Origin of the sequence: Serratia sp. TMDUHS_CL, assembly GCF_037137105.1 — a bacterium.
GTDB lineage: Bacteria > Pseudomonadota > Gammaproteobacteria > Enterobacterales > Enterobacteriaceae > Serratia > Serratia nevei.
Genome location: NZ_JBBBDV010000015.1, coordinates 92,436 through 108,456 on the forward strand (window position 1 = coordinate 92,436; position 16,021 = coordinate 108,456).

Here is a 16,021-nt window from a genome sequence, read left to right on the forward strand (position 1 = left end):
GGAGCCTCAGCTCCCCAATGTCATAAATGTCATATTAGCTGCGAATTTTGCGGTACACGAACAGCACCACGATGGCGCCGATAACCGCTACCACGAAGCTGCCGAAGTTGAAGCCGTCAACCTTGCCGTAGCCGAAGAAAGTGCTGATATAGCCGCCGACTACGGCGCCGATGATCCCCAGCACAACGGTCAGGATAAAGCCGCCGCCGTCTTTGCCGGGCATGATCCACTTAGCCAAAATACCGGCGATCAGGCCGAAGATAATCCAGGAAATAATCCCCATTTACTGCTCCTCTCTTGGTGGCTGAGTATGGCTTACTGCTGGGTGGCCGGCTGCGTATTGCCGTTCACCGCCGCATCGGTCTCTTGTTTCAACTCTTGCGCTTTGTTTTCGGCGCTGTTCTTGATGGCTTCGGTCTTCGCCTTGGCCTGCTCGGTCAGATCGTTAGCGCCGTTGATGGCGTCGTTTTTGATGGCCTTGGCCTGATCCACCAGCTGCTGGCTTTGTTTGCCGGCGTCATCCTTGATCGCGGCGGCCTTGGCCTTGGCGTCGTTGGTGATGGCGTCGGCCTGCTTGGCGGCTTCATCTTTAATTGCCGAGGCTTTGTCCTTCAGCTGGTCTGCCTGCGTGGCGGCCTCTTTTTTGATTTCATCCGCCGTCGCTTTCGCTTTGTCCGTCAGATCGTCCGCTTTTTTCTGGGCGGCGTCTTTCATTTGCTCGGCGCTGTCTTTGGCTTTATCCAGGTTGGCGTCAACCTTGGAAGAGTCATCACAGCCGGCAACCAACAACCCGATAAAGGAGGCTAACAGCACTTTATTCCATACTTTCATCGTCTATATCCTTGCAGAAACCTTGTTGATGGTGATTGCGTTTTGCCTACCTATACTAGGTCAGGTTTTACTTAAATTACAAATTTAACCTGCTTAGGCATGGGGTTAGGGTTTGATATCAGATTATTCTTGCCGGTGAGGGAGCCGCAATCGATTAAACGGCGCTAAGGCATTGCTCACTATTGCGGCATAAGATCCTGCCGGTTCAACAGCGCCCGTTTTCTGTGTTAAACTGCCCGCGTTTTTCTGCCAGTTTTGGTTGAGGTGCTTCTCTGAATACGCCGGCACAGCTTTCACTGCCACTTTATCTTCCCGATGATGAAACTTTCGCCAGTTTTTATCCGGGCGAGAACCCATCCCTATTAGCCGCGATCCAATCCGCCGTCCGTCAGGAACATGGCAGCTATATCTATTTTTGGTCGCGTGAAGGCGGCGGGCGCAGCCATCTGCTGCATGCGGCCTGCGCCGAGCTTTCGCAGCAGGGGGAAGCGGTGGGCTATGTGCCGCTCGACAAACGCGCTTACTTCGTGCCCGAAGTGTTGGACGGCATGGAGCAGCTGGCGCTGGTTTGCATCGACAATATCGAATGCATCGCCGGCGACGAAGAGTGGGAGATGGCGATCTTCAACCTCTACAACCGCATCCTGGAAACCGGCCGCACCCGTTTGTTCATCACCGGGGATCGCCCGCCGCGCCAGCTGAACCTGCGTTTACCGGATCTGGCTTCGCGCCTGGACTGGGGGCAGATCTACAAGCTGCAGCCGCTGTCGGACGAAGAAAAACTGCTGGCGCTGCAGCTGCGCGGCAAACTGCGCGGCTTTGAGCTGCCGGAAGACGTGGGCCGCTTCCTGTTGAAACGGCTGGATCGCGAGATGCGCACGCTGTTTATGACCCTCGATCAGCTCGATCGTGCCTCGATCACCGCCCAGCGCAAGCTGACCATCCCGTTCGTTAAAGAGATCCTGGGGCTGTAGCGGCTACCGCAAAAGAAAGGGCGCGACAGTCCGCGCCCGAATTCGAATTTATAAAATCTCCAGCACCTGCTCCGGCGGCCGGCCGATACGCGCCTTGCTGCCTTTCACCACGATCGGGCGTTCGATCAGTTTCGGGTTCGCCGTCATCGCCGCCAGCAGCTGTTCTTCGCTCAGACTGTCGTCCGCCAGCTTCAATTCTTTGTACAGATCTTCTTTTTTGCGCATCAGATCGCGCGCGGATGTGAAGCCTAATTCTTTCAACAGCTTTTTCAGCTCATCGGCCGACGGGGGCGTTTCAAGATACAGCACCACCTTGGGATCGACACCGTGCTGCTCCAGCAGCGCCAGGGTTTCACGGCTCTTGGAGCAGCGCGGGTTGTGATAAATCGTGACGTTTTTCATGGCGTTCATTCCTTGTTGAATCAGCTGCGCTGGTATTGGCGGAAGCGCTGTTGCAGTTGGCGCAGCTGGTCGATGCGCGCATCGTAGCGCGCCTGTTTCAGGCTGCCGAGTTTCTGCAGCGAGCTGGCATTGCTGAGCAGGCCGATGGCCTGATCGAGCCGGCCGGTCAGCGCCAGGCTTTCGGCGCGGGCCGACAGCTCTTCATCACGCAGCCCCTGGGCGGCGCTGGCCTGCGCCAGCAGATCCCAGCCGTTCGGATCGTCCGGATGGGCAAAGGTATAGCGGTTCAGGATCTTCGAGGCCTGCGCTGGCTGGCTGCCTTCGACATAGGCATTGGCCAGGTTGAGCTGCAGCACCGGGTTGTTGCTTTGGGCGGAGTTGGCCGCCTGCAGGCGGGCGATGGCCTGTGGCGCGCGTTTCTGGCCGAGATCGATGTCAGTCATCAGGTCGATCAGCCAGACGTTTTTCGCATCCTGCGCCAGCATTGGTTGAATGATGTTGCGTGCGTCGTCGTATTTTTTCGCTTCATAGAACAGGATGGCGCGGCCGTATTTGGCGGCCGCCTGTTCGCGCACGTTGCCCTTGCTGAGTGAGCCGAGCAGCTCTTCGTTCAGGCCATAGCCTTCCGAGCTGTACATGCCCAGTGCGCGCACCTTGGCCATCAGGTAGTCCTGCGAAGACTGCACGATGTGTTTCGGCATCTGGTTGGCGCGGTTGCGCGCGTCGGAAAGGCGGCTGTCCGGCAAGGGGTGCGTCAGCAGCATTTCCGGCGGCTTGGAGGCATAGCGCGACTGATCCGAGAGTTTTTGCAGGAAGTCGGGCATCGCTTCGGGATCGAAACCGGCGCGCTGCAGCACCTGAATGCCGATGCGGTCGGCTTCCTGTTCGTTCAACTGGGTAAAACTGATCATGCCCTGCTGGGTGCCGGCCAGGGTGCCGCTCAGCGCCGCCATGCCCATGGTCGGGTTGGCCATCGCCAGCAGGATGGAGCCGAGTGCGCCCACCCAGGTCAGCGGGGCGTTGCGCTGCTGGTCTTCCATTGCGCGCGCCAGGTGGCGCTGGGTGACGTGCGAGATTTCGTGCGCCAGCACCGAAGCCAGTTGGCTTTCGTTGTCGCTGACGCGAAACAGCGCGGAATGCAGCACCACGTTGCCGCCGAAGAAGGCGAAGGCGTTGATCTCGTCGTTGCGCACCAGATAGAAATGGAACGGCGTGCGCACCGAATAAGCGCTGGCCACCAGTCGGTTGCCCAGCTGGTTGATGTACTGGCTCAGCAGCGGATCGTTGATCAGCGGGGCGCTGGCGCGCAGTTGGCGCACGTAGAAATCGCCCATCGCCAGCTCTTGTCCGATGCTCAGGGTGCCGCCGGCGGAGGTGCCCATATCCGGCAACTGGTCTTGGCTTTCCGCCTGTGCTGGCGCCAGGGCGGTGGCGTTCAGCGTGCCGAGCAGCAGCACCGCTAACGCGGTTTTGGTCAACCGGTTGGTCATAGTCAGGCGTTTCCCTTAAATAATTATTTCTAAGACGTCAGCAGCAGACAAGAGTTCTTTATTCCCACGGCGCAATCCGCGCGAAAGTGCGGCGGCTCACAAACCGCGGCGGCGGCACCCATCACATCATAGTCAGCCGCAGCCGACAAGGAAACGTTAGCCGGGCGCGGATCGGGCAAAAAAGTTTTATTTTTCATTTTGAAGGGCGCTTTCTACGTCGCCGGCGGCGTGCATTGTCAATAAAACGCGGACAAAGTTGATCCGTGTTTTATTGACAAGATAAACGCAGACTCATATAGTCTGCGTTATTGAAGGTTCATTGACGGTCGAAAACGGACATATGGCGTACATCACAACCAGCGTTGAATATGGCATCCACTGCCTGCTGTGGCTGGTCGGCGATAACCAGCGCGCGCTCAGCAGCCGCGAACTCGCCGAGCTGCAGGGCATCTCCCCCAGCTTTCTGGCCAAGATTTTCCCCAAGCTGGAAAAGGCGGGGATCGTCGTCGCCAGCGAAGGGGTGCGCGGCGGCTACCGGCTGGCGCGCCCAGCGGATGAGATCAGTTTTCTGGCGATCATCGACGCCATCGAAGGGCACAAGCCGCTGTTCGATTGCCAGGAGGTGCGCGGGCGCTGCGCGGTGTTCGATGATTCCCCGCCGGATTGGGCGGTCTCCGGAAAATGTGCCATCCACGCGGTGATGCTGCAGGCGGAGAAGGCGATGCGCGATGCGCTGGCGGCGCAGACCCTCGGCGCCGTCGCGGCCCGCTTTGGCCGCAAGGCGCCGCAGGGCTTCTTTGGTGAGGTCAACCTCTGGCTCGATGAGCGCATGACGGAACGCACCGCGCGCAGCGGCAAAACGGCGCGGGCCAAAACCTAACCACCGCCTTTCCTTAAAGCCAAACACACTTTTTCCCGCCTCTTCGGAAGGGGCGGGCGGGCCTTCTGTACCCTGCCACGGGAGCGGAACGGCATCGTTCATCCGAAAAAACTGCGGGCAGCCTTATCGCCCGGTTAACCCTGTATGAAGGAGTCATCCCATGACGCAGAAAATAGTGATTGCCGGTTCCGGTTTTGCCGGTTTTTGGGCCGCCGTGTCCGCCATGCGCGCCATTACCCTCGCCGGTAAGCATGACGATATCGAGGTGCTCATGGTTTCGCCGACGCCAACGGTCACCATCCGGCCGCGCCTGTATGAAGCGGTGTTGGAAAACATGAATCCGGACATTTCCGCGCAGCTCGCCGCCGTCGGCGTGCACCACCTGGCCGGGGCGGTAGAGCGCATCGATGCCGCCGCCAAGACGCTCACGGTGGCGCAGGCGACAGGGGGATCCCTTGAGCTGGCCTACGACCGCCTGGTGTGGGCCACCGGCAGTCGGCTCTCCGTGCCTGCGGTACCGGGCTTTGCCGAATACGGTTTCAACGTCGATACGCTGGAAAGCGCGCAGCGTTTGGATGCCCATATCAAAGCGCTGGCGGCCAAACCCTCGACGCCGGCGCGCAACACCGCCGTGGTGGTGGGCGCGGGGCTGACCGGGCTGGAGAGCGCGGCGGAGATGCCGCAGCGGCTGCGGGATGCGCTGGGCAAAGACGAGAACGTGCGTGTGGTGATCGTCGATAGCGCCCCGGAAGTGGGCGCCGGAATGGGCGCGGAGCCGGGGGCGGTGATTCGCCAGGCGCTGGCGGAGTGCGGCGTGGAAGCGCGAGCCGGCCTGCGCGTCTCGGCTATCGACGCTGAGGGGGTGATGCTGTCGAACGGTGAGCGTATCGCCGCCAACACGGTGATCCTGGCGGCGGGCGTGCGGGCGCATCCGCTGACCGAACAGATCCCCGGCGAGCGCGACGGCAGCGGCCGGGTGATCGGCGACGCCTTCCTGCGCGCGCCGGCGGCGGCGGGCATTTTCGTGACCGGCGATACGGTGAAGGCGGCGACCGACGATCTCGGCAATCACAACTTGATGACCTGCCAGCATGCGATGAGCCTTGGCCGCGTGGCCGGCTACAATGCGGCGGCGGAGCTGGCGGGGTTGCCGACTCACCCGTACAGCCAGCCGAAGTATGTGACCTGCCTGGATCTGGGGCCCTGGGGCGCGCTGTATACCGAAGGCTGGGAGCGCCAGGTGCGCTTTACCCGTCAGGAAGGCAAAAAGATTAAGCAGGAGATCAACACGCAGTGGATTTATCCACCGGCGGCGGATCGCGAGGCGCTGTTTGCCGTCGCCAATCCGGATTTCGTGATTGTGCCTTAAGGAAGTCAAAACGGGAGCGGCAACGCTCCCGTCGTCATTTTCCCAGCGGCAGGAACGAGCGCTCCGGCACCACGGTTTTCATCACCAGCGTGGAGCTCAGGCGCTGCACGCCCGGCAGAGCGGAGAGTTTCTCGTCGTAAAGCTGTTGGAAAGCGGGTAGATCGCGGGCGATCACGTGCAGCAGATAGTCCGGATCGCCAAACAGCCGCTGCGCCTGCACCACCTGTGGAATGTCCATCATGGCGTTTTCGAAGGTTTCAACGGCGCGGCGATCGCCTTCGCGCATGGTGACGAACACCAGGGCGGAAAAGTTATAGCCCAGGCTGCCGGGATCGAGCTGGGCGCGGTAGCCCCTGATCACCCCGGACTCCTCTAACGCCCGCACCCGGCGGTGGCAGGGAGAGACGCTCAACCCGATCCGCTCGGCCAGTTCGGTCACCGACAAACGCCCGTCGGCCTGCAGTTCAGCAAGAATCTTGCGATCAATCTTATCCATTTGGAAAAATTTCCCCGCTTATGCCGGTTTCAGGCAAGTAATTGAAAGCACATTTTAACGCCTTGAGGATATTCTTGCCATCTGTTGAACGGTTTTGACGGCCGCCGCGGCAGGCGGAGGCCGTTCTTCTTCCAAGAGGAAAGCGCAATGGTTCTCTGTTCGGTGTGGCGCGGCGTGTTTGAGAGGGCGCCGGCATGACGCTCGCTCTGTTCGCCGCTTTTTGGGCGGTGTCGATTTTGTTGGTGATCACGCCGGGCATGGATTGGGCCTATGTGATCTCGGCGGGCATTCGCGGGCGGGTCGTGGTGCCCGCCGTTGCTGGCTTGCTGTTTGGCCACCTGCTGATGATTGCGATCGTCGTGGCGGGCGTCGGCGTACTGCTGGTCGGCAACCCGCTGACGCTGACGGCGCTCACCTTGCTGGGGGCGGCTTATCTGTTGTGGATCGGTTTCAACATGCTGCTGCACCCGCCGGTGCCCGGCGCCGGTGAGGATCAGCGTTCCGATTCCTGGCTGCGCTGGGCCGGCAAGGGCGTGTGCGTCAGCGGGTTGAACCCCAAGGTGTTTCTGCTGTTTCTGGCGCTGCTGCCGCAGTTTACCGACGCCCGGGCCGAATGGTCGGTGCCGATGCAGATGCTGGCGTTGGGCGTGGTGCATTTGATCAGCTGCGGCCTGGTGTACCTGCTGGTGGGATTCGGTTCGCAGTCGGTGCTGCGCACGCGCCCGCAGGCTGCGAAGGGGGTGGGGCGCATCTCCGGCGCGGCGATGATCGTCATCGCCCTCGGGCTGCTGGCCGAGCAGGCGCTGAAATAGCGCCTTGAAAGGCCCGCTTGTGCGGGCCTGGCGGTATCAGGCTTTGACGGCGAGCAGAACCGATGAGGCTTTGATCAGGGCGATGGCGCACGAACCGTTCTTCAGCGCCATCTCCTGCAGGCTTTCATTGGTGATCACCGACGTTAGCACAAAACCGGCATCCGCTTTGAGGTGCACGGTGCTGTTGACCGCGCCGTGCTCAACCGCAATCACTTCCCCGGCAAACTGGTTGCGGGCGGAAAAACGCAAACCGCAATCCTCCGTCGCCAGGATCACCCACGGCGCTTTAATCAGCGCGACGGCCTCTTTACCGATGGTTAATCCCAGCGACTGTTGGCTTTGTACCGTGACGATGGCCACCAGTTTTTCACCGCCCTGCAGGGTGATCTCCACTTCGTCATTGACGGCGCCTTTGGCGACGGCGGACACGGTACCGGCTAACTGGTTACGGGCTGAAACGGGCATAGATTCTCCTTGAAAGGGGCAAACGGTAAAATTTGTCGCCAGCATGGGCCCTAACCGCCGCGATTGCCAATGTCGCGGGGGAAGAGTGTGAACTGGGGCGGCCTTGCTGAAAAATTAACGCCGGTAGATGTCCGGTCGGGCGATCTGCCACACAAAATCGGGACAGTTGATGGCGGTATAGCCCACTTTTTCATAGAGCCAAGGGGCGGTGCTGGTGACCAGCATGATTCGCCGCAGCGTCGCCATCAGCGGATGGGCCTGGCAGCATTCCGCCAGCCACAGGCCCAACCCGCCTTTTTGATGCGCCTCCAGCACGTAAACGTCGCACAGATAGCCGAAGGTGGCGTAATCGGTGACCAGCCGGGCGAAACCGATTTGTCTGGTGCCGTGATACAAGCCGAAGCACAGGCTGCGGGAGAGGGACTGGCGAACGGTCTCTTTATCAATGCCCTCCGCCCATGACGAACGGGTCAGAAATGCATGAATGGCGTCAATATCCAGCAGGCTGGGCTCGGTGCTGACGAGATAGTCAGCACGCCGCCACTCCAGTGGGGCAGGGATTGTCATGAGGGCTCTTCTCCTGTGCAAGCGTTAAGGTCTGGGCCGCCGTTCAGGCGTGCAGTTCGGCGACCGTCATGGTGAAAATCAGCGTGTCTTCGCCCTCGTTGGCGTAACGGTGCGGGCTGTCCGTTCTGGCGACCGCCGAATAGCCTGGCGTAATCCTGAGCTCGGTTTGTTCGACGGCAAGGCTCAAGACGCCTTGTTCAACGTGCAGCAGCTCGAAGGTGCCCACCGGATGGCCGCCCGATGCATAGGCTTCCCCCGGCGCCATTTCCCAGCGCCACAGTTCTATCATGTTTGGGCCGCGGGTGCCTGCCAGCAAGCGGGCCGAGCCGCCGCGATCGCCGTGCCACAGCGTGGGAATGTCTTGGCTTTCAATCAGGTAGGCGGCGGGGGCGCGGGTCACGTTGACGATGTCCGCCACCGACAGGCCCAGCGCTGCCGCGAGTTTGCACAGGATGGCGATGCTGGGATTGGCGCTGCCTTTCTCGATCTCCACCAGCATGCCCTTGCTGACGCCCGCCCGGCGCGACAGTTCGTCCAGCGACAGCTTTTGGCTTTTTCGCTGCTGTTTGATGCGGTGCGACACCGCTTCGCTGACGGTTTGCACGTCGGCGCCGAACTCGGTCGGTCTGTTGACTTTTTCGCTCATCGGTCAATATTATGAAATAAAATGGTCAATATAGGATTATTCAATGATTTTAGTCGATCCGTCAATCGATCCGGCCGTCGCTGCGCTGGCGCCTGGATTCCGGGCGTTAAGCATTACCGTGGCCGCGGCTCCCATAACCAACCCGGACGTGGGGGCGCTGGCGTTGGCGCAGGCCTGTCGCGCCCTCGGCGAGGAGGACGCGCCCTGGGCTGAGGCGCATCTCTCGGCCTGGCGCGATGTCTTCATGCGGTTTGGCGCCAAACCCAAGCGTACGCCCTGTTCCGCCGATGCCTTGCGCAAGCGCGCGCTGCGCGACGGCACGATGCCCAGCATCGATCCGGTGGTCGATCTCTACAACGCCGTCAGCATTCGTTATGCGGTGCCGGTGGGGGGCGAGAATATCGCGGCTTATGTCGGCGAGCCGCGGCTGATCGTCGCGGAAGGCAGCGAGCTGTTCGATACCGTCAAGGAGGGTGCGGTGATCCATGAATCGCCGGAGGCGGGGGAGGTGGTCTGGCGCGACGATCGCGGCGTGACCTGCCGCCGCTGGAACTGGCGTCAGGGCGTCAGAACCCGGCTGAGCGCCGAGGCCGAACGGATGTGGTTCATCCTGGAGAGCCTGCCGGCAATGCCGTTGGCGGCGCTGCATGCGGCGGGCGACGAATTGATTGCCGGTTTACGACAAATGATGCCCGGCGTTGCGATAGAGCAACGGCTCATCGGCTGCACCTCGTAACCGGCCTCAGCACTGGCGGCGGACCAAACCGGTGATCAGATCCAGCGCGTCGTCCGCCGCCGCGACTTCGCTCTCGCTAAGTGCCTGCCGTTCGATAAAGCTCTCGATGGCTTCCAGCAGGGAGAAAACGCTGATTTCGTCTCCTATCTTCACGACTTCGCAGACGCCGCGCCCAATGGCCAGGCAGATGGCTTCATCAAATTCAAACGGCTTGTTGTTCATCTCTCCCCCTACGGCGTTTGAGATTATGCCGGTTATGCTACCGGTTTTTGGCCGGCGGCGGTCTGACGAAAATCCCATTTCTTTTCGTTGATGCTTACGGGCGTACGATCGCGTGTATTGGGGAAATTCTGATTTCCTTACGGCAGTCAGATTTCCCTTGTGACCGCCGTGGCGGCGCGGTATTGTCGCCAAATGACGACAATACCGCCTCATTGTCCGCATAAAAAATTTATGACGTTATCATCCCTTCATCCCGCTGCCGTGCGGGATTTTTTTATGAGGTTTATCTCAAAGTGCGGATAACCTCGACGCGATCGCTTGCCATGTTCTGGGAATAATCCTAGCTTGAAATAGTCATTTAGGGTTAGCAATCCCTCATGACCTCCTTGTAATACTTGATGCACCAGAACGTCTTCTCCCCCGCCCAGGCGGGGGTTTTTAATGACGTGCATCGGCAAAGGCCGTCAACGTAGAACCGACAGAGTTCGTGACGATAATCACTTTAAGCATCAGGGGACGGGACAATGAAAAATGATTTGGCGGCGGCAATCGCGATTGGCTGTGTGCTGTTGTTCGCACTGGCGGTCGGTTCGCCCCTCTCCATCAGCGCCTCGCTGTAATCTGCCGCGGCCCCGTTCGGGGCCGTTCACCCAGTCTGTCGCCGCGTCTGCGGATTTTTGCGCCAATCGTTCGCCGGCGCGATAAATTCAGCCAAATCGCTGTTGATGTATGGCCAACTTTGAGTACTCTGAGTGCTTTGCACACCCGCGTGCGCCCGTTCTATCTATGCTTTAATCAGGCCCATCACAGGAATCGCCATGCCCGCCCGCCAAATCTCGAGGAGCCCGCTCTGATGCTGGAGATGTTATTACAGTGGTACCGCCGCCGCTTCACCGATCCGCAGGCTATCGCGCTGCTGGTGATCCTGGTCGCCGGCTTCCTCATTCTCTATTTTCTGCACGGCATTCTGACCCCGTTGCTGGTCGCCATCGTGCTGGCCTATCTGCTGGAGTGGCCGACCGCGCGCCTGCAGCGCATCGGCTGTTCGCGCACCTGGGCGGCGAGCATCATGCTGCTGGTGTTCGCGGGCGTCGCCATGCTGCTGGTGTTCGTCGTCGCGCCAACCGCCTGGCAGCAGGGCATCAATCTGATGAGCGATCTGCCGGGCATGCTCAATCAGTTCTATAACTTTGCCGCGACGCTGCCGAAGCGTTACCCGGCGCTGGTGGATGCCGGCATCATCGACATGATGGCGGAAAACCTGCGCAGCCGGCTGTCCGGCATGGGCGAGTCGGTGGTGAAATTCTCGCTGGCGTCGCTGGTCGGCCTGCTGACGCTGGCTATCTACCTGATCCTGGTGCCGATGATGATGTTCTTCCTGTTGAAGGACAAAGAACAGCTGCTGAACGCGGTGCGCCGCGTGCTGCCGCGCAATCGCGGCCTGGCGGGGCAGGTCTGGAACGAGATGAATCAGCAGATCACCAACTACATTCGCGGCAAGGTGCTGGAGATGGTGATTGTCGGCGTGGCGACCTACCTGGTGTTCGCCGTGCTGGACATGCGCTACTCGCTGTTGCTGGCGGTGCTGGTGGGCTTCTCGGTGTTGATCCCCTACATCGGCGCGGTGCTGGTCACCATTCCGGTGGTGGTGGTGGCGCTGTTCCAGTGGGGCGTAGGCGCCGATTTTTGGACGCTGATCGTCGCCTATCTGGTGGTGCAGGGGCTGGATGGCAACCTGCTGGTGCCCATTTTGTTCTCCGAAGCGGTCAACCTGCATCCGCTGGTGATTATCCTGTCGGTGATCGTGTTCGGCGGAATGTGGGGCTTTTGGGGCGTGTTTTTCGCCATACCGCTGGCGACGCTGGTGAAGGCGGTGATCCATGCCTGGCCGGATGAACTGCGGGTCGAAGTGGAAGACAAGGCCGACTGACAGGGAAGAAACGAAGCGCAGCAGGCCGCTGCGCTTCGTGAGAATTACTGCTGCAGGTAGCTCAGAACGATGTCGTGGTGATTGGTGGTTTTGAAATCATCAAACACTTTCTCAATCTTGCCTTTGCCATCGATCAGGAAACTGATGCGGTGAATACCGTCGTAGGTCTTGCCCATGAAGGTTTTCTCGCCCCATACGCCAAACTGTTGCGCTACCTGATGATCTTCATCAGACAACAGCGTGAAGTTGAGCAGCTCCTTTTCAGCGAAGCGCGACAGTTTTTCCGGTTTGTCGGTGCTGATGCCCAGCACTTCGACGCCGACCTTTTTCAATTCGTCCATGTTGTCCCGCAGGCCGCAGGCTTGCACGGTGCAGCCCGGCGTCATCGCCTTCGGATAGAAATAGACCAATACTCGCTGTCCCTGGAAGTCGGCCAAATTAATTTCCTCACCGTCCTGGTCAGGCAAACTAAATTTCGGCGCTGTGTCACCGGCTTTCAATGGGCTCATCACTACTCTCCATCTTTCTCGTCATGCTGTGGATAGTTCACCACGCTAATACTGCCTTGCGCGTTCAATTCTGTACATAGGCGATGGAAGGCTTGCTCAATATTTGAGGCGTCCCGATCGCCGGAGCTGTGGGCGGTGATTTGGATATACAGCTGCGGCGGCAGGTCGCCGTCCGCCGGCTGCGTGCGCGAGACCAGTTCGGCGATATTCATCTGGCTGGAGTCGAACAGATCGGTAAAGCGTTCGATGATGTGCGGCGAGTCCTTCACTTCCACCTGCACCCACACCGTGGCCGGCATCGGCGGCCTTTCGTGCGAGTTTGTGCGCTTCATCACGATCAGCAGATCCAGCTCCGCGCCTTTTTGCGGCAGGGTGGATTCGATCAGGGTGATGGCGTTCCAGCTGCCGGACAGCAGCATGATGAACGTGAACTCCTCTCCCAGCATGGCCAGACGGCTATCTTCGATATTGCATCCGCAACTGCTGACGTGGCGGGTGATGGTATTGACGATTCCGGGGCGGTCGGCGCCGAGCGCGGTAATCACGAGATAGTGTTCGTCTGACTGAGGCAAAATAGCGCTTCCTGTCGTGCTTAATGGGGTTACCATGGTAAACATAAAAAAAACCGCCTGCCAAGCGCTTACAACGCGGTTGTGCGCTTGCTTTTGGATAGGCAGCAAAAGTACCATGAGTGACTTGTTTGTGGAGGGGACGGCCAATGTTTACGGGAAGTATTGTTGCACTGGTTACGCCGATGGACGACAAAGGTGCTGTCGATCGCGCGAGCCTAAAAAAATTGATCGATTATCATGTAGCCAGTGGCACCGCGGCGATCGTTTCCGTAGGGACCACCGGCGAGTCCGCAACGCTTGCCCATGACGAGCACGTTGACGTGGTGCTGCAGACGCTGGAGCTGGCCGACGGCCGCATCCCGGTGATCGCCGGCACCGGCGCCAACGCCACCGCCGAAGCCATCGCGCTCACCACCCGCTTCGCCAATACCGGCGTAGTGGGCTGCCTGACGGTGACGCCGTACTACAATAAGCCGACGCAGGAAGGGCTGTACCAGCACTTCAAGGCGATCGCCGAGAGCACCGAGCTGCCGCAGATCCTGTACAACGTGCCTTCGCGCACCGGCTGCGACATGCTGCCGCCGACCATCGCTCGGCTGGCGAAAATCAAGAATATTGTTGCTGTAAAAGAAGCGACGGGGAACTTAAGTCGCGTTAGTCAGATCCAAGTGCTGGTTGACGATGAAGACTTCATTTTGCTGAGCGGCGACGACGCCAGCGGGCTGGACTTCATGCAACTGGGCGGCAAAGGGGTGATTTCCGTGACGGCCAACGTGGCCGCGCGCGAGATGGCGGAACTTTGCGCGCTGGCGGCGCAGGGCAAATTTGCCGAAGCGCGCCGCTTAAATCAGCGCTTGATGCCGTTGCATCAGGATCTATTTGTAGAAGCAAACCCAATTCCGGTGAAGTGGGCCTGTAAGGCGTTGGGATTGATGGCAACCGATACGCTGCGTCTGCCAATGACGCCGTTGAGCGAAGCCGCCCGCCCGGTGGTGGAGCGCGCGCTGAAAAGCGTCGGCTTGCTGTAACTCTAAGGGAAATTTGATGGCTTATTCATTGCAAAAGTCGACGGTAGCAAAAGTAGTGGGCATCTCTTTGGTGATGATGCTGGCAGCCTGCAGCAGCGATCAGCGCTACAAGCGCCAGGTCAGCGGCGACGAGGCTTACCTCGACGCGGCTCCGCTCAAGGCGCTGAACGCGCCGTCCGGCATGATCCTGCCGGTGCAGAGCGGCAACTATGACGTTCCCGCCACGACGCTGCAAGGCAACGTCGGCAAGCAACTGGACATTCGTCCGCCGGTGCAGCCGTTGGCGCTGCTGAGCGGTTCACGCGCGCAATACGCCGGCGACAGCGGCACGCTGCTGCTGGAAAACAGCCCGCAGAATCAGAACCTGTGGTCGCGCGTGGTCAGCCTGCTGCAGGCGAAGAACATCGCGATCGCTTCCCGCCAGGACGCCGGTCAGACCCTGACCACCGACTGGGTGAAGTGGAACCGTCTGGACGAAGACAACCAGTACGAAGGCCGTTATCAGATCAGCGTGCAGCAGCAGGGCTATCAGCAGGCGCTGGTGGTGAAAAGCGTTGGCCTGCAGCAGCAGGGCAAGACCGAACAGGTGACCGATCAGTCTGAGATTCAGCGCTACAACGGCATGATGATCAACACCCTGATCGAAGGCCTGGACAAGCAGGACAACCTGGCGAGCAGCCAGACCGCCAGCCGCTTCGGCGCGCTGGACGTGCAGAGCGGCGCCGATGACACCGGCCTGCCGATGCTGGTGGTGCGCGGCCCGTACACCGTGGTGTGGGATCGCCTGCCGGCGGCGCTCGAAAAACTGGGGATGAAAGTGGGTGACCGCAGCCGTCCGCAGGGCACCGTCGCCGTGACCTACAAGTCCCTGAGCAGCAGCGATTGGGATGCGTTGGGCGTCAAGGATCCTGAACTGGCGGAAGGCGATTACAAACTGCAGGTCGGCGATCTCAACAACCGCACCAGCCTGCAATTCATCGATCCGAAAGGCAAACCGCTGACCCAGTCGAAAAACGACGCACTGGTGGCGGCATTCCAGTCTGCCTTCAGTAAAACCAGCGTTAAATAATCAAAAAGGGGCTTCGGCCCCTTTTTGTTTTGTCGATACGGTATCGTTTGCGTCGCAGGTTTGGCACAATAGTGTCCGGCACGCCAAAGAATTCATTAGGTCAATTCTATACCCCCTAATTTCGGGCCGCGCTCGGGAGACAACGGGGATACATCACTGGAGTAAGTAAGATGCAAAAGCTAGCTGAGCTGTATCGCGGAAAGGCAAAAACCGTTTACACCACCGAGAATCCCGATCTGTTGGTGTTGGAGTTCCGCAACGATACGTCAGCACTGGATGGTCAGCGCATTGAGCAGTTCGATCGCAAAGGCATGGTGAACAACAAGTTCAACCATTTCATCATGAGCAAACTGGAAGAAGCCGGCATCCCGACCCAGATGGAGCGTCTGCTGTCCGACAACGAAGTGCTGGTGAAGAAGCTGGACATGGTGCCGGTGGAGTGCGTGATCCGCAACCGCGCCGCCGGTTCGCTGGTGAAGCGTCTGGGCATCGAAGAAGGCCTGGTGCTGAATCCGCCGCTGTTCGATCTGTTCCTGAAAAACGACGCCATGCACGATCCGATGGTCAACGAATCCTACTGCGAAACCTTTGGCTGGGTGAGCAAAGAGCATCTGGCGCGCATGCGCGAGCTGAGCTACCGCGCCAACGACGTGTTGACCCAGCTGTTCGACGACGCGGGCCTGATCCTGGTCGACTTCAAGCTGGAGTTCGGCCTGTTCAACGGTGAAGTGGTGCTGGGCGATGAGTTCTCGCCGGACGGTAGCCGCCTGTGGGACAAAAACACCCTGGACAAGATGGACAAAGACCGTTTCCGTCAAAGCCTGGGCGGCCTGATCGAAGCCTATGAAGAAGTGGCGCGCCGCATCGGCGTGAAGCTCGACTAAGCATTGGCACCGCCATTCGGGGCGATCCGGCCGGATCGTCCCGCTATTCTGCGTTTTTCCAGAAAATTTCTACATTTCCTCCGCGGCAGACCATTTATAATGATGGATGCGAGATGACTAAAACCTATCCCACTCAGGC

At 59.7% G+C, this 16,021-nt stretch carries 20 protein-coding genes; 9 read left to right on the top strand and 11 right to left on the bottom strand.

Features of this window, described 5'->3' with window-relative positions; translation table 11 throughout:
* Positions 1-34: 34 nt before the first annotated feature.
* Together WCL58_RS22250 and WCL58_RS22255 are read right to left on the bottom strand one after the other, a co-directional pair.
* The gene (locus tag WCL58_RS22250; protein WP_016926728.1) at positions 35-283 is read right to left on the bottom strand and encodes a GlsB/YeaQ/YmgE family stress response membrane protein; all 249 of its coding nucleotides are present in this window, start codon (positions 281-283) and stop codon (positions 35-37) included.
* 32 nt (positions 284-315) lie between these two features.
* Positions 316-831, bottom strand: coding sequence for a hypothetical protein (locus tag WCL58_RS22255; RefSeq protein ID WP_019452428.1), 516 nt, complete (start codon positions 829-831; stop codon positions 316-318).
* Between the two features lie 272 nt (positions 832-1,103).
* Between WCL58_RS22255 and hda the strand changes: the two genes are divergently transcribed.
* Entirely contained in the window at positions 1,104-1,805 is a 702-nt protein-coding gene (gene hda / locus WCL58_RS22260) for a DnaA inactivator Hda (protein ID WP_048325292.1), read from the top strand.
* Positions 1,806-1,853: 48 nt separating this feature from the next.
* Here the strand turns inward: hda and arsC are convergent, their stop codons facing one another.
* Both arsC and WCL58_RS22270 read right to left on the bottom strand, forming a co-directional pair.
* Positions 1,854-2,207, bottom strand: a complete 354-nt coding sequence (arsC, locus tag WCL58_RS22265; RefSeq protein ID WP_033648817.1) for an arsenate reductase (glutaredoxin) — start codon at positions 2,205-2,207, stop codon at positions 1,854-1,856.
* A 20-nt stretch (positions 2,208-2,227) separates the two neighbouring features.
* Complete coding sequence (locus tag WCL58_RS22270; protein ID WP_336851615.1) at positions 2,228-3,697, bottom strand: beta-barrel assembly-enhancing protease; 1,470 nt, start codon at positions 3,695-3,697, stop codon at positions 2,228-2,230.
* Between the two features lie 340 nt (positions 3,698-4,037).
* On the opposite strand from WCL58_RS22270, the gene WCL58_RS22275 reads away from it, so the two are divergent.
* Positions 4,038-4,577 carry an RrF2 family transcriptional regulator gene (locus WCL58_RS22275; RefSeq protein ID WP_038873797.1) on the top strand — a complete coding sequence of 180 codons (540 nt, stop codon included), beginning with the start codon at positions 4,038-4,040 and terminating at the stop codon, positions 4,575-4,577.
* Positions 4,578-4,737: 160 nt separating this feature from the next.
* Positions 4,738-5,946 (top strand): NAD(P)/FAD-dependent oxidoreductase, encoded by a 1,209-nt coding sequence (locus tag WCL58_RS22280; protein WP_336851616.1) that lies wholly within the window; start codon positions 4,738-4,740, stop codon positions 5,944-5,946.
* A gap of 34 nt (positions 5,947-5,980) precedes the next feature.
* On the opposite strand, the gene WCL58_RS22285 is transcribed toward WCL58_RS22280, so the two are convergent.
* Complete coding sequence (locus WCL58_RS22285) at positions 5,981-6,442, bottom strand: Lrp/AsnC family transcriptional regulator (RefSeq protein ID WP_033635506.1); 462 nt, start codon at positions 6,440-6,442, stop codon at positions 5,981-5,983.
* Between the two features lie 194 nt (positions 6,443-6,636).
* Between WCL58_RS22285 and WCL58_RS22290 the strand changes: the two genes are divergently transcribed.
* Positions 6,637-7,254 carry a LysE family translocator gene (locus tag WCL58_RS22290; RefSeq protein ID WP_336851617.1) on the top strand — a complete coding sequence of 206 codons (618 nt, stop codon included), beginning with the start codon at positions 6,637-6,639 and terminating at the stop codon, positions 7,252-7,254.
* Positions 7,255-7,290: 36 nt separating this feature from the next.
* On the opposite strand, the gene WCL58_RS22295 is transcribed toward WCL58_RS22290, so the two are convergent.
* The 3 genes from WCL58_RS22295 to WCL58_RS22305 all read right to left on the bottom strand — a co-directional run bounded on the left by WCL58_RS22295 (position 7,291) and on the right by WCL58_RS22305 (position 8,932).
* Positions 7,291-7,719 carry a TOBE domain-containing protein gene (locus WCL58_RS22295; protein WP_336851618.1) on the bottom strand — a complete coding sequence of 143 codons (429 nt, stop codon included), beginning with the start codon at positions 7,717-7,719 and terminating at the stop codon, positions 7,291-7,293.
* A gap of 114 nt (positions 7,720-7,833) precedes the next feature.
* Positions 7,834-8,286: a GNAT family N-acetyltransferase gene (locus WCL58_RS22300; protein ID WP_336851619.1), complete on the bottom strand. Its 453-nt coding sequence runs from the start codon at positions 8,284-8,286 to the stop codon at positions 7,834-7,836.
* 43 nt (positions 8,287-8,329) lie between these two features.
* Positions 8,330-8,932, bottom strand: coding sequence for an XRE family transcriptional regulator (locus tag WCL58_RS22305; RefSeq protein WP_100396715.1), 603 nt, complete (start codon positions 8,930-8,932; stop codon positions 8,330-8,332).
* A 43-nt stretch (positions 8,933-8,975) separates the two neighbouring features.
* Between WCL58_RS22305 and WCL58_RS22310 the strand changes: the two genes are divergently transcribed.
* The gene (locus WCL58_RS22310; RefSeq protein WP_046687610.1) at positions 8,976-9,668 is read left to right on the top strand and encodes a B3/B4 domain-containing protein; all 693 of its coding nucleotides are present in this window, start codon (positions 8,976-8,978) and stop codon (positions 9,666-9,668) included.
* Positions 9,669-9,674: 6 nt separating this feature from the next.
* On the opposite strand, the gene WCL58_RS22315 is transcribed toward WCL58_RS22310, so the two are convergent.
* The gene (locus tag WCL58_RS22315) at positions 9,675-9,890 is read right to left on the bottom strand and encodes a hypothetical protein (RefSeq protein WP_049200497.1); all 216 of its coding nucleotides are present in this window, start codon (positions 9,888-9,890) and stop codon (positions 9,675-9,677) included.
* 853 nt (positions 9,891-10,743) lie between these two features.
* Here WCL58_RS22315 and WCL58_RS22320 point away from each other — a divergent pair.
* Entirely contained in the window at positions 10,744-11,820 is a 1,077-nt protein-coding gene (locus WCL58_RS22320; RefSeq protein ID WP_004941690.1) for an AI-2E family transporter, read from the top strand.
* A 44-nt stretch (positions 11,821-11,864) separates the two neighbouring features.
* On the opposite strand, the gene bcp is transcribed toward WCL58_RS22320, so the two are convergent.
* Together bcp and WCL58_RS22330 are read right to left on the bottom strand one after the other, a co-directional pair.
* Positions 11,865-12,329 carry a thioredoxin-dependent thiol peroxidase gene (gene bcp / locus WCL58_RS22325; protein ID WP_038873672.1) on the bottom strand — a complete coding sequence of 155 codons (465 nt, stop codon included), beginning with the start codon at positions 12,327-12,329 and terminating at the stop codon, positions 11,865-11,867.
* A gap of 2 nt (positions 12,330-12,331) precedes the next feature.
* Complete coding sequence (locus tag WCL58_RS22330; RefSeq protein ID WP_369783268.1) at positions 12,332-12,937, bottom strand: glycine cleavage system transcriptional repressor; 606 nt, start codon at positions 12,935-12,937, stop codon at positions 12,332-12,334.
* Between the two features lie 110 nt (positions 12,938-13,047).
* On the opposite strand from WCL58_RS22330, the gene dapA reads away from it, so the two are divergent.
* The 3 genes from dapA to purC all read left to right on the top strand — a co-directional run bounded on the left by dapA (position 13,048) and on the right by purC (position 15,882).
* Positions 13,048-13,929: a 4-hydroxy-tetrahydrodipicolinate synthase gene (gene dapA, locus WCL58_RS22335; protein ID WP_004941701.1), complete on the top strand. Its 882-nt coding sequence runs from the start codon at positions 13,048-13,050 to the stop codon at positions 13,927-13,929.
* Positions 13,930-13,945: 16 nt separating this feature from the next.
* Positions 13,946-14,998 carry an outer membrane protein assembly factor BamC gene (gene bamC, locus WCL58_RS22340; protein ID WP_019453890.1) on the top strand — a complete coding sequence of 351 codons (1,053 nt, stop codon included), beginning with the start codon at positions 13,946-13,948 and terminating at the stop codon, positions 14,996-14,998.
* A gap of 170 nt (positions 14,999-15,168) precedes the next feature.
* Positions 15,169-15,882, top strand: a complete 714-nt coding sequence (gene purC, locus WCL58_RS22345; RefSeq protein WP_004941708.1) for a phosphoribosylaminoimidazolesuccinocarboxamide synthase — start codon at positions 15,169-15,171, stop codon at positions 15,880-15,882.
* The last annotated feature ends 139 nt before the right edge of the window (positions 15,883-16,021 follow it).

Bases quoted from the DNA above. Each gene is read 5' to 3' on its own strand.
- purC (WP_004941708.1), top strand. From the start codon at position 15,169: ATGCAAAAGCTAGCTGAGCTGTATCGCGGAAAGGCAAAAACCGTTTAC.
- WCL58_RS22280 (WP_336851616.1), top strand. From the start codon at position 4,738: ATGACGCAGAAAATAGTGATTGCCGGTTCCGGTTTTGCCGGTTTTTGG.
- WCL58_RS22250 (WP_016926728.1), bottom strand. From the start codon at position 283: ATGGGGATTATTTCCTGGATTATCTTCGGCCTGATCGCCGGTATTTTG.
- WCL58_RS22295 (WP_336851618.1), bottom strand. From the start codon at position 7,719: ATGCCCGTTTCAGCCCGTAACCAGTTAGCCGGTACCGTGTCCGCCGTC.
- dapA (WP_004941701.1), top strand. From the start codon at position 13,048: ATGTTTACGGGAAGTATTGTTGCACTGGTTACGCCGATGGACGACAAA.
- bcp (WP_038873672.1), bottom strand. From the start codon at position 12,329: ATGAGCCCATTGAAAGCCGGTGACACAGCGCCGAAATTTAGTTTGCCT.
- WCL58_RS22305 (WP_100396715.1), bottom strand. From the start codon at position 8,932: ATGAGCGAAAAAGTCAACAGACCGACCGAGTTCGGCGCCGACGTGCAA.
- WCL58_RS22310 (WP_046687610.1), top strand. From the start codon at position 8,976: ATGATTTTAGTCGATCCGTCAATCGATCCGGCCGTCGCTGCGCTGGCG.
- arsC (WP_033648817.1), bottom strand. From the start codon at position 2,207: ATGAAAAACGTCACGATTTATCACAACCCGCGCTGCTCCAAGAGCCGT.
- bamC (WP_019453890.1), top strand. From the start codon at position 13,946: ATGGCTTATTCATTGCAAAAGTCGACGGTAGCAAAAGTAGTGGGCATC.
- WCL58_RS22275 (WP_038873797.1), top strand. From the start codon at position 4,038: ATGGCGTACATCACAACCAGCGTTGAATATGGCATCCACTGCCTGCTG.
- WCL58_RS22285 (WP_033635506.1), bottom strand. From the start codon at position 6,442: ATGGATAAGATTGATCGCAAGATTCTTGCTGAACTGCAGGCCGACGGG.
- WCL58_RS22330 (WP_369783268.1), bottom strand. From the start codon at position 12,937: ATGGTAACCCCATTAAGCACGACAGGAAGCGCTATTTTGCCTCAGTCA.
- WCL58_RS22290 (WP_336851617.1), top strand. From the start codon at position 6,637: ATGACGCTCGCTCTGTTCGCCGCTTTTTGGGCGGTGTCGATTTTGTTG.
- WCL58_RS22320 (WP_004941690.1), top strand. From the start codon at position 10,744: ATGCTGGAGATGTTATTACAGTGGTACCGCCGCCGCTTCACCGATCCG.
- WCL58_RS22315 (WP_049200497.1), bottom strand. From the start codon at position 9,890: ATGAACAACAAGCCGTTTGAATTTGATGAAGCCATCTGCCTGGCCATT.
- WCL58_RS22255 (WP_019452428.1), bottom strand. From the start codon at position 831: ATGAAAGTATGGAATAAAGTGCTGTTAGCCTCCTTTATCGGGTTGTTG.
- WCL58_RS22270 (WP_336851615.1), bottom strand. From the start codon at position 3,697: ATGACCAACCGGTTGACCAAAACCGCGTTAGCGGTGCTGCTGCTCGGC.
- WCL58_RS22300 (WP_336851619.1), bottom strand. From the start codon at position 8,286: ATGACAATCCCTGCCCCACTGGAGTGGCGGCGTGCTGACTATCTCGTC.